The organism is Microcoleus sp. Pol10D4 (assembly GCF_036701555.1).
GTDB lineage: Bacteria > Cyanobacteriota > Cyanobacteriia > Cyanobacteriales > Microcoleaceae > Microcoleus.
This window is the reverse complement of sequence record NZ_JAUBRA010000002.1, coordinates 161,984-173,968: the sequence shown is the minus strand read 5'-3', so window position 1 is coordinate 173,968 and position 11,985 is coordinate 161,984. Positions and strand designations below refer to the sequence as shown.

Below are 11,985 nucleotides of genomic sequence, written 5' to 3'. Positions count from 1 at the left end.
TACTACTTATTATGCTTGTGGAAGCTAAAAAATAAATCCGTCTAAAGTCAGAAATCAGTCTTTCTGAGACTGATAGCAGCCGAGTCCGCCAAAAGTTTTAAGTTGGATGTGGGGGCGCTCCCCACCAATTCTCAATAGTAGTAAAGTGTGATGTGCTGCACTCTACATATCGTAGAGTGCGCTACCTAGTTGAGGATTCCGTTTGATTTTTAGGTTCAAAATGCGCTAGTAATTGCGATCATTCGATCTGCACTATCGTTTGCGTGCGATCGATGTTTTCTAAATCTAATTGCAGGCAATTCAACAAACATGATATCGGGTGCGCCCTAGCGTACCCTACGGATTTTTGCCGCAGCATTTACCCTCACAGTTGCGAATGCTGCGAATACATCCGTACTCCTCGAAACGTTGACTGTGTTTGCGAACAGTAGGATAGGCCAGTAAATTGAATGGAATTCCGGTTAGTTTGTACAACAATCGACCAGCAGCATGAACAATATCCCAAATTTCGCTTAAATTAGGTTCTTGAACAAATTCTCCTATTTCATCTTTTAAGGCAAGCCACTGAGATTGCACAGTAGGAGAGTGACAATTATCAAATACTGCCATACCTTTTTCGTAGTTTTGCCAAACTTTATTCATATATTTAATCAAATCAGGCTTAGTTCTGATAATATCAGAAGTTAATCTGAGATTACAATCATCCGGTATTTTAAGGAAATCAGCCATGCGACTCTCTCAAATGCTTTTTGTTACCCTGCGCGAAGACCCGGCAGAAGCAGAAATTCCTAGCCACAAACTATTACTCCGTGCCGGATACATCCGGCGCATCGGTAGCGGCATTTACGCTTATCTACCTTTAATGTGGCGAGTTCTCAAAAAAGTATCTCAAATTGTGCGCGAAGAAATGGACGCTACCGGTGCTCAAGAATGCCTCCTCCCGCAATTGCAACCGGCCGATTTGTGGCGGGAATCCGGCCGCTGGGATACCTATACTCAAGCTGAAGGTATTATGTTTGCCATGACAGACAGGCAGCAGCGAGAATTGGGACTGGGCCCAACTCACGAAGAAGTAATTACTACAATTGCTAAAGATATGATTCGTTCCTATCGGCAATTGCCTTTACATCTTTATCAAATCCAAACTAAGTTCCGCGATGAAATTCGCCCGCGTTTTGGGTTGATGCGGGGTCGCGAATTCATTATGAAAGATGGCTATTCTTTCCACACAAACGAAGAAAGTTTGAAAAAAACTTATCAGGATATGGCTCAAGCTTATAGCAATATGCTGCGCCGATCGGGCTTGCAATTCCGAGCAGTAGATGCTGATTCTGGAGCCATTGGCGGTTCTGGTTCTCAAGAGTTTATGGTGCTGGCTGAAGCGGGAGAAGATGAAGTTCTTTATACTGAAGATGGTCAGTATGCAGCTAATGTGGAAAAGGCTGTATCGATGCCTGCTGATGTGGAACCGTCGCCATTTGCAACTTTTGAAAAGCGGGAAACGCCGGGAACTGAAACAATTGATAAACTTTGCAAAGTTTTGAAATGTTCTCCGACGCAAGTTGTCAAAAATGTGCTTTACCAAGCTGTTTACGACAATGGCATCACAGTCTTGGTATTGGTAAGCATTCGCGGCGACCAAGATGTGAATCAGGTAAAGTTGCTGAATGAGTTGACGAAGTTAGCGGGCAATTATCAAGCTAAAACTGTTTTATTTTTGACTGTTCCCGATGCGGAAGCTCAGCGGAAATGGGCGGCTAAATCTTTACCTCTCGGTTATATGGCTCCCGATCTTGCTGATGATTATATCGCTGGCAGCAAGGAGGTAAACTCTAAGTTTTTGCGTTTAGTCGATCGCACTGCAGTTGACCTGACAAACTTTGTCACCGGTTCAAACGAATCAGGATACCACGTTGTCGGAGCTAATTGGGATAAAGAATTTCCCCTGCCAGCAACGGTTGTAGGTGTCAGAACAGCCAAAAAGGGCGATCGGGCCGTGCACAACCCCGAACAAACCTTGCAAAGCGCCAGAGGCATCGAAGTCGGCCACATCTTCCAATTAGGAACCAAATACTCCCAAGCAATGGGCGCCACCTACACCAGCGAACAAGGCGAAGAAATGCCCTTTGTGATGGGCTGCTACGGCGTCGGCGTGTCGCGGCTAGCTCAATCGGCGGTAGAACAATCCTACGACAAAGACGGGATAATTTGGCCAGTGGCGATCGCCCCGTATCACGCCATCATTAGCATCCCCAATATTTCCGACTCCCAACAAGTAGAAGTCGCCGAAAAACTATATGCAGAACTCAACCAATCTGGCATTGAAACGTTACTAGATGACCGCGACGAACGAGCCGGAGTTAAATTCAAAGATGCTGATTTGATCGGCATTCCCTATCGGATTGTTCCGGGTCGTTCGCTGAAATCAGGCAAAGTTGAAGTTGTGGAAAGAGCAACTCACAAATCACAGGAAATTCTCATTGATGAAGTAAATTCTACGTTGAAACAGTGGATTGAAGCCGCCATCAACTAAGCCTTTATAATTGGTAAGGTGCGCGACCGCGCACCTACATTTAGGCTCGCAATGTGCGCGGTGTAAACCCTACATTAGCTCCCCTCTTTCTCTTCCTTCTTCCCTCTTCCTGACATCTGTTATATCCGTTACATCCCGTACATTGCTCGTTGCCGAACTTCCCTCTTTCTTCTGATGTGAAATTCCCTAAAACTTAACACTCGATATGAATCTGAACCTAAATCAGTTTCTTCGATTCCCTCAATCCCGAATTGGGCGGTACTTAGTTCAAGTAACTATTGTTGCTGTCGCTTACGCCGTGGGGGCGAGGCTAGCAATTTCAATTCAAGGTGTCAATCCCTTTGCTGCCTCGGTGTGGCCGCCCGCAGGAATTGCCCAAGCCGGACTTTTATTGTTTGGGAGTAAAGTCTGGCCTGCCATAGTTTTGGGTACATTTTTGCTCAATTTGGTTAACCCAAGTGAACAGATATTTGCACTTTGGTTGGGAGGAAACGCCGGGGCAATTCTGCAAGCTGTTTTTGCCGTAACTGTCCTGGGCTGGTTCCGGTTTCGTCCCTCTATCGAGCGCTTGAAAGATGTAATTAATTTAATCTTGTTTGGCGGTCTAATTTCTACTCAAATCAGTTGCACTATTGGCGCGTTTTCTCTATATTTAGCTGGCAAAATAGAGTGGAGTGAATATTGGTCGGCTAGATGGAATTGGTGGTTAGGAGACACAATGGGAGTTTTAATTTTTACTCCCTTACTTCTAATATTTCTTCGTCCTCAAGGAACCACATATCATTTAAAAAGAGAAACAGAAACAGAGAAAAATTATTTAATTGAGCGAGGATTATGGTTAATATTATTAATCGGAGTGAGCTGGCTAGTTTTTGAGTCGAAATATGAAGATTCTATTTCTCGTTATCCCCTCGAATATTTGCCGTTTCCTTTGATCATGTGGGCTGCGCTTCAATTCGGTCAGCGAGCCGCTGTCCTAGCATCATTTATTGTCTCAATCATCGCAATTTTGGGCAGTTCTCATGAAGGGGGACCCTTCACAGCCAAAGCCGACAATATTAATCAGGCTATCTTATTTTTGCAAGCTTTTATGGGTGTAATTACGATTACCTCGCTGCTATTGGCAGCGACAGTAGCTGAACGCACATCAGCAGAGCATTCTCTGCGGGAGAGCGAAATTAAATATCGAGAATTGGTGGAAAATGCTAACAGTATTATTCTGAAACTGGACGCTGATGGCAATATTACTTTTTTTAACGAATTTGCCGAAAAATTCTTTGGTTACAAGGAGGAAGAAATTTTGGGAAAAAATGCCTTGGGAACCATTATTCCACCGACGGACTGTGAAGGAAATAACTTAGAGTTGGTTTATAGTCAAATTTTACACAATCCCGATCGCTTTACCAGCTATGAAAATGAAAACATGAGGCGCAGCGGCGATCGCGTTTGGGTATCTTGGGCAAATAAACCGTTGGTTGATACAGCGGGAAAACTTTTGGGCATCCTCTGCATCGGGACAGATATCACCGATCGCCGAAAAGCTGAAATAGCGCTGCAAAAGCTGAATGAAAAGCTGGAAATCCGAGTAGAAGAGCGGACAAATGCCCTGAAACAAAGCGAAATTCAGCTACAGAAACAGAAATCGGCATTAATTGATTTAGCCAAAAATAAAGCGCTGAATCAAGGCGACTTAACAAAAGCGCTTCAAGAAATAACTGAAACTGCTAGCCGTACTCTGGAAGTTGCCCGATCGAGCGTCTGGCTGTACGATCGCACTAAATCCAAGATCGAGTGCCTGGATTTGTTCGATCGCACTCTCAACCACCACTCACACGGCTTGGAATTAGCAGCAGCAGATTATCCTGTCTATTTTCAAGCACTGCGAGAAGAACGCGCAATTGCTGCCTTTGACGCACAAAACGATTTTAGAACTAGAGAATTTGCGGAATCTTACCTAATTCCTATCGGCATCACTTCTATGCTAGATACGCCGATTCAAATAGGCGGAGAAACAGCAGGAGTTCTCTGTTTAGAACACGTAGGAAGGCTCCGCTATTGGACGATTGAAGAACAAAGTTTTGCTGTTTCTCTAGCAGACTCTGTAACTTTCGCAATGGAAGCGCGAGAACGCCAGCGGGCTGAAGAAGCACTGCGGCAAGCTGAAGAAAAATACCGCAGCATCTTTGAAAATGCGATAGTCGGCATTTTTCAAACTACCCCAGATGGGCAATATCTCAGCGCCAATCCTGCTTTGCTTCGCATTTACGGTTACAGTTCGAGCGAGGAATTGGTCGGCACATTAACTGATATTAGCCAACAACTTTATGTTGACCCCGATCGCCGCGCCGAAGTTGTCCGCTTAATAGAAGAGCAAGGCAAAGTATCGGATTTTGAATCTCAAATTTACCGCCGAGATGGCAGCATAATTTGGATTTCAGAAAATACTTATACCGTGCGCGATTCCTACGGAAATTTGCTTTATTACGAAGGTACTGTTCAAGATATCACAACTCGTAAACAAGCTGAGGCAGCTTTGCGTTTAGAACAAGAAAAATCTGACCGTCTCCTGTTAAACGTTTTACCACAACCCATTGCCGACCGATTAAAACAAGACCAAAGCATCATCGCCGATACTTTTGCCGAAGTCACAGTATTATTTGCAGATATAGTCGGTTTTACCCAAATTAGTTCGCAAATTTCTCCGCCCCAATTAGTTTCCTTGCTTAACGACATTTTTTCCACATTCGATCGCCTAGCAGAAAAGCACGGATTGGAAAAAATTAAGACGATTGGCGACGCTTACATGGTAGTAGGAGGATTGCCAATGCCCCGCAGCGATCATGCAGAGGCGATCGCCCAAATGGCGATCGATATGCAGCAGGCAATTACTAACTTTAGCCATACCCACAATCAAGATTTTAGCATCAGAATTGGCATTAACACCGGCCCGGTTGTCGCCGGAGTAATCGGTATTAAAAAATTTATTTACGATTTATGGGGAGACACCGTTAATACCGCTTCCCGCATGGAATCCCACGGCAAGCCGGGGTGCATTCAAGTCACGTCTGCAATTTATGATATATTGCAGGACAAGTATGTATTTGAAAGTCGCGGCGCGATCGAAGTTAAAGGCAAAGGCCAGATGAACACTTATTTTCTGACAGGAATCAAGTTATAGCATCAGAAATAATGAAGAAGGAAGAAGCAATATAAGAAGTCATATTTCAGAATCAATAATTTCCTAATCTTCGGGCGCGGTTGCTATAGTTAGTTAAAAATATAACACTCAGTATGATTTCCCCAAAAAATCAGTTTCTGCGATTTCTTCAATCTAGAAATTGGCAATACTTAGCAAAAGTAGCTGCTCTTGCTTTTGTTTACGCTTTGGGAGCAACAATAGCAATTTCAATCCCAGGCGTAAATAAATTAGCTACCTGTGTCTGGCCGCCCGCAGGAATTGCACAAGCTGCAATTTTATTATTTGGTCGCCGCATTTGGCCGGGAATAGCTTTAGGCGTGGTTTTTTACGAGACTATTAACCTTAAGGTATCTTTAACACTTGCAGCACTTAGTGCCTTTTGCGCTTGTTTACAAGCTTTATGCGCCTTTACCTTGCTGCAACAGCTAAAGTTTCGCCCCTCACTTGCTCGGCTGATCGATGTAGTCAATTTAATTTTTTGCGGTACTGTAGTTGCCACTCAAATCAACTGCACTCTCGGCACGCTGCGCCTCTGTGTAACTGGTTTAGTTGACTGGAGCGAATATTGGCACATTCGATGGAATTGGTATCTCGGAGATACATTAGGAGTTTTAATTTTTACTCCCCTTCTGTTGATTATATACAATCACAAACCAGTGCTCAGCCCTTCACAAAATACAGGTTATCAAACAATTGTAAATCGAATCGGTGCTGCAATAGGCCTGGTGTTATTAGTAAGCGTCAGTTGGCTAGTATACAACTCAAAAAGTGAAAGTAATCTCTCCGGTTATCCCCTCGAATACTTGCCATTTCCCTTAGTAATTTGGGCAACCATTCAATTCGGCCGGGGCGGGGCGGTTTTAGCATCTTTCATTGTATCCAGTATCGCCATTTGGGGAGGTTCTCAGGGAGGCGGCCCCTTCATTGCCAAAGCGGAAAATATCAATCAGGCAATCTTATTTTTGCAGGCTTTTATGAGCGTAATTGTAATTACTTCGCTGTTATTGGCCGCCACAGTAGCGGAACGCACCTCAGCAGAGGATTCGCTGCGCCAAAGCGAAATTAAGTATCGGGAATTAGTGGAAAATGCTAACAGCATTATTTTAAAACTAGATACGGAAGGAAATATTACTTTTTTTAACGAATTTGCACAGAAGTTTTTTGGTTACGAGGAAAAAGAGATAATTGGCAAAAACGCCGTGGGAACAATTATTCCCCAGACAGATACAACAGGAAATGACTTGGCAGCAAAGTTGAGAGATATTTTGCAAAACCCAGAACAATACACGCGAAATGAAAATGAAAGTATCCGGCGTAACGGCGATCGCGTTTGGGTATCCTGGGCAAATAAACCGCTGTTTGACGCAGCAGGAAAGTTCGCGGGAATGCTGGCAATCGGTACGGATATCACAGACCGCAGGCGGGCTGAAATGGCGCTTTACAAGCTGAATGAAGAGTTAGAATTTAGAGTAAAAGAACGAACTAATGCTCTGAATGATACTTTAAGTGCACTGCGAGTTCAACAGGAACAATCAGAACGCTTGTTGTTGAATATTTTGCCGGAAGAAATAGCAAATCGTTTGAAGCGGGGAGACAGTACGATCGCAGATACTTTTGCTGACGTTACTGTCTTGTTTGCGGACATAGTAGGCTTTACTCAATTGAGTTCGCGAGTTTCTCCAACGCAATTAGTAGCCTTGCTGAATGACATCTTTTCGACATTTGACAACCTAGCAGAAAAGCACGGTTTGGAAAAAATTAAGACGATTGGCGACGCTTACATGGTAGTAGGAGGGCTGCCAATTCCTCGCCCGGATCACGCAGAAGCGATCGCACAAATGGCCCTCGATATGCAGGAGGCAATTACTGACTTCAGCCATACCCACAATCAAGATTTAAGCATCAGAATCGGCATCAATAGCGGCCCGGTTGTTGCCGGAGTTATTGGAATTAAAAAATTTATTTACGATTTATGGGGAGACACCGTTAACACTGCTTCCCGCATGGAATCTCACGGCAAGCCAGGGAGTATTCAGGTAACAGAAACAACTTATCAGCAATTGCGAGAAAAGTATTTCTTTGAAAACCGCGGCGCGATCGAAATTAAAGGCAAAGGCCTGATGACTACTTATTTACTGCAATGCCGAAAATAGCTTTAGTAAAGGTTTTTCTCTAAAATAAGAGCGATCGCACTCTCAAGTGTGCGATCGCCCTCATTTTAATTTAGCCAAGTTTTTTAAAGCTTGTACAGGTTAATTCCAGCTTCCTTCGCCATTATTTCCAAACCCTTGTGTTCCAAGGTTTTAATCGCCTTTGTAGAAAGGTGCAATTTTACCCAGCGCTTCTCCTGCGGCCACCAAACCCGCTTCCACTGCAAATTTGCCTCTTGCAATTTGTGAGTGCGGTGGTGTGAGTGAGAAACTGCAAAACCGTTATTCGCCTTCTTCCCCGTTAGCTGACATTTCCGTGACATACTTCCCTCCAGATTACCGTTTTTTGCGTGCAGCATTTCATTATACCCGAAGGAAGAAGGAAGAAGGAAGAAGGAAGAAGGCTTTAGTTATCCCTTTAGCAAGAGAAATAAACTCTTGCTCCCCCCCTTAGCAAGGGGGGTTGGGGGGGGAATTACATTGCACGTTCAGTCAACTTTGTCAAGACTTGATTCGATCGCTCGACAAAATCCTTCATCCCTTCAGCATCGAAACCCTTCTGGGCCATCAAAGCCAAGTCGTAAACGTGGTGACAAATCATACTCGCCAACTCAGCCGACGGAGACTCGCCGCCACCTTGAATAATCGCACCCTGACTCAAACTCGCCAGATTTTGAATCAGCGGGTGAGACGTATTCACCAGCAAAACGTGGTCTTCTGGGAATTCGGCCGCTTGCTGCAGCAACAGCGCCGTCATGTCCCGCATCCGGCGCAAAGCTTCCGGCAAAAGTACGATCGCAGGTGGCGTCGCCTCCGCAGAGTCAGACTTCAAAGCTTCTGTGCGAATGTTCACTTTCGGCTTATTGAGAGCTTTTTGGAACATTTCCTTAACTTGTTCGCTGCGAGTTTTATTCGTCGCCGGATCGACAATCTCCGCTTCTTTCTCTTTGTCAATTAGCGTTTCGTCGATGTCGGAATCAACCCGCGAGAATTTGACATCTGAGTGTTCTCGTTCCAAGAAACTAATAAAGTGCGTGTCGATGAAAGAATCCATGAACAGCACTTCTAAACCTTGGCTTTTGTGCATTGCCACGTAAGTTGCTTGAGAGGCAGGATCGGTACAATAAAACACGCGATTTTCATGGCGTTTTTGATTGCGTTCCAAATACTCTTTCAGCGTCGTGTAAGGTTGCGTCGAAGTAGAAGTTTCCGACTTCGGAGTCACATCCTGCCACAAATCTCCTTCCTCACTTTGCACCTGAACTTCGGGCGTTACAGTTTCTGGCTTCTCGGCTGTTGGTTCGTAGGTGCTGCGGTAGATTAAAATATCTTCGACTTGCTTTTTGAACTTGTCATCGTTGAGAGTTCCGAACTTGACAAAAGTGCCGATATCTTGCCAGCAGCGGATGTATTCGTTACGGTCGTCGCGGTAGAGTTCTTTCAGGCGATCGCCCACTTTTTTCGCAATATAATCAGCAATTCTCCGCACAGTGCGATTGCTTTGCAAAGAACTGCGAGAAACGTTCAGGGGAATGTCGGTACTGTCAATCACTCCCCGCAGCGGCATCAAGAATTTCGGGATAATTTCTTCGCAGTGGTCGCTGACAAAAACCTGGTTGCAGAATAGCTTGATATTCCCTTGGGTAACATCGACCTCCGGGCGCAGTTTGGGAAAGTAAAGAATCCCGTTGACAATAAAAGGATAATCTGTATTCAGGTGTACCCACAGCAGAGGCTCGTCTTGGGACGGGTAAAGGTGGCGGTACAGTTCTAAGTAATCTTCTTTTTGCAAATTGCTGGCTGATTCCCGCCAAATTGCTTTGTGCTTGTTGAGTTCCTTACCCTCAAATTTGATGGGAACTGGCATGAAATCGCAGTAAGTTTTGATTAAGTGCTCGATGCGGCTGGGTTCTAGATATTCTTCTTCTTCATCTTGGAGTGTAAGAGTAATAGTAGTTCCGCGTTCGGTGCGGGAGGATTCTGATAGTTCAAAAGCGGGGGAACCGTCGCAAGACCAGTGTACTGCTTGGGAGCCTTCTTGGTAAGAAAGGGTATCAATCTCTACTTTCTTCGCCACCATGAAAGAAGAGTAGAAACCGAGGCCGAAGTGACCAATAATGGCGTCGTCGCCGCTGCCTTGGTATTTTTGAATAAATTCTTCTGCGCTGGAGAAAGCGACTTGGTTGATGTATTTTTTTACCTCGTCGGGTGTCATGCCGATCCCGTTATCGGAAATTGAGAGGGTTTTGTTTTCTTTGTCTATGGCAATGTTGATTTGCGGTTCGCCCATGTCGCCGCCGTATTCGCCGGAACGAGAAACCATTTTGAGTTTGGCAATGGCATCCACTCCGTTAGAAATTAGTTCCCGCAAGAAGACTTCGTGGTCAGTGTATAGCGACTTCTTGATAATCGGGAAAATATTTTCGGTATGGATTGAGATTGTTCCCTGTTCTAAAACTGTCATAATTTTTCGCTAGGTATTTGTCGGGAATGAACCGTGATTAGTCATTGGTCATTGGTCATTGGTCATTGGTCATTAATTGTTAGCCGAGCTTAATTTTCCTGTTATATGTTGTTAGCTGCTAACTACTCGCTACTGACTACTAACTACTGACTACTAACTACTCACTACTGACTAATGACTGAGGACTAATGACTATTTAATGATTTTCGGCGATCGCGCTCTCTTTTGCAAAAGGGATTACCCCAAAAAGATGATTCGGTTTCCCTCACATAGTAGCTCACAAAGGCAACCGCAGCAGGAAAGTAGCGCCCTGCCCCAATTCGCTGCGGGCGCTGAGGCTGCCGCCGTGTGCCCGGGCGATGGTTTGGGCGATCGCCAATCCCAGTCCCGAACCGCCGGTATTGCGCGATCGATCGCTGTTGACTCGGTAGAATCGATCGAATATTCGCTCTAAATCTGCCGCCGCGATCCCAATACCCGTATCTTGAACCTGAACGATCGCCTCGATGTGATTGCAATCTAAAATAACTGTTACTTTCCCGCCCGCCGGAGTGTATTGAATGGCATTAACAATTAAATTAGAAACTAAGCGATAAAGTTGGTCGGAATTGCCGACAACATTTAATTGCTGCTGTACGCCCATTTCGGATGTTAGGGCTACCTTAGAAGCGATCGCCAAAGCTGCCAATTCCTCTACTAAATCGCTAACTAGGTCATTCAAACAACACAATTGAGGGCGATCGCGTATCACTTGATTATCCATGCGAGCCAGCAGCAGCAAATCAGCCACTAACTGAGTTAATCGTCGGTTTTGGCGATCGATCGTCCGCAAAATTTCCCGCGCCTCTTTTTCATCTAATTGAGGCGTCAACAGTGCTGATTCTACTGTCGCCTGCGAAGCCGCTAAAGGCGTCCGCAATTCGTGGGCTGCATCCGCTGTAAACTGTTGAATTTGTCGGTAGGAAGAATAAATCGGTTTCATGGCTAATCCTGCCAATAACCAACTCGAAAAGCCGATCAAAATCAATGCTGTAGGCAATCCTAATTTCAAAACCCATTTCACTGTACTGAGATAATCATTAAAGTCTTGCAGGCTCCGCCCAACTTGAAAATATCCCCAATCTTGCTGTGTTTGGGTGTGTAGCGCTACAGAAATTTGGTGATAAACATTACCTTTGGTGTCAGTTATTGTTTGCCAGTATTGGGAGTTAAATCCGGCTGGTAATTCTTCTGGATAATCGCCAGCCGTAGCAATTAGTTTACCGGAATAATCAAATAAACGAATATAGTAATAGCCTTGGTTGATAGCGCTTAAAATATGGCGGCTTGGCAACTGTTCTTTAATGCCTTGAACTCCAATGAGGCGGAGGTTGGGCAAAAGTTCGTTGACTATAGGCTCCAAGCGTCCGGGCTGCTGTAATTTGAGTTCTAGGCTGTCGTGTAGCGTCCCCGCTACCGATTCTAATTCCCGGTCTATGGCTACCCAGTGAGCGTGGGCGATCGCCTTATATACGCCAAATCCCAGTAAGCTTAAAATCAAACCCATTACTGCTGCATAGGAAATGGCTAATTGCCAGCGAGTTCGGTTAAATAGTTTATTTTGATTCATTTAAAGTTAGATTTTATATAATTGTTAATA

Annotated in this window: 7 protein-coding genes; 3 read left to right on the top strand and 4 right to left on the bottom strand. The window is 44.7% G+C overall.

All coding sequences use genetic code 11. From position 1 onward, the window contains the following. Nucleotides 1-336: 336 nt before the first annotated feature. Nucleotides 337-729 (bottom strand): hypothetical protein, encoded by a 393-nt coding sequence (locus QUA36_RS02165; protein WP_333455274.1) that lies wholly within the window; start codon nt 727-729, stop codon nt 337-339. Here QUA36_RS02165 and proS point away from each other — a divergent pair. The 3 genes from proS (at nt 728) to QUA36_RS02150 (ending at nt 7,885) form a co-directional block, all read left to right on the top strand. Continuing rightward, entirely contained in the window at nt 728-2,533 is a 1,806-nt protein-coding gene (proS, locus tag QUA36_RS02160) for a proline--tRNA ligase (protein ID WP_333455272.1), read from the top strand. The two genes, QUA36_RS02165 and proS, sit on opposite strands and share 2 nt — an antisense overlap. 205 nt (nt 2,534-2,738) lie before the next feature. Then, a complete protein-coding gene (locus tag QUA36_RS02155) occupies nt 2,739-5,711 on the top strand; it encodes an adenylate/guanylate cyclase domain-containing protein (protein WP_333455270.1) in 2,973 nt (990 codons plus the stop codon). Nucleotides 5,712-5,824: 113 nt separating this feature from the next. Then, a complete protein-coding gene (locus tag QUA36_RS02150; protein WP_333455268.1) occupies nt 5,825-7,885 on the top strand; it encodes an adenylate/guanylate cyclase domain-containing protein in 2,061 nt (686 codons plus the stop codon). An 83-nt stretch (nt 7,886-7,968) separates the two neighbouring features. On the opposite strand, the gene rpmB is transcribed toward QUA36_RS02150, so the two are convergent. The 3 genes from rpmB to rppB form a co-directional block, all read right to left on the bottom strand. Continuing rightward, the gene (gene rpmB / locus QUA36_RS02145) at nt 7,969-8,205 is read right to left on the bottom strand and encodes a 50S ribosomal protein L28 (protein ID WP_242724808.1); all 237 of its coding nucleotides are present in this window, start codon (nt 8,203-8,205) and stop codon (nt 7,969-7,971) included. Nucleotides 8,206-8,357: 152 nt separating this feature from the next. Continuing rightward, nucleotides 8,358-10,346, bottom strand: a complete 1,989-nt coding sequence (gene htpG / locus QUA36_RS02140) for a molecular chaperone HtpG (RefSeq protein ID WP_333159134.1) — start codon at nt 10,344-10,346, stop codon at nt 8,358-8,360. 277 nt (nt 10,347-10,623) lie between these two features. Then, complete coding sequence (gene rppB, locus QUA36_RS02135) at nt 10,624-11,955, bottom strand: two-component system sensor histidine kinase RppB (protein WP_333455266.1); 1,332 nt, start codon at nt 11,953-11,955, stop codon at nt 10,624-10,626. Nucleotides 11,956-11,985 lie beyond the last annotated feature (30 nt).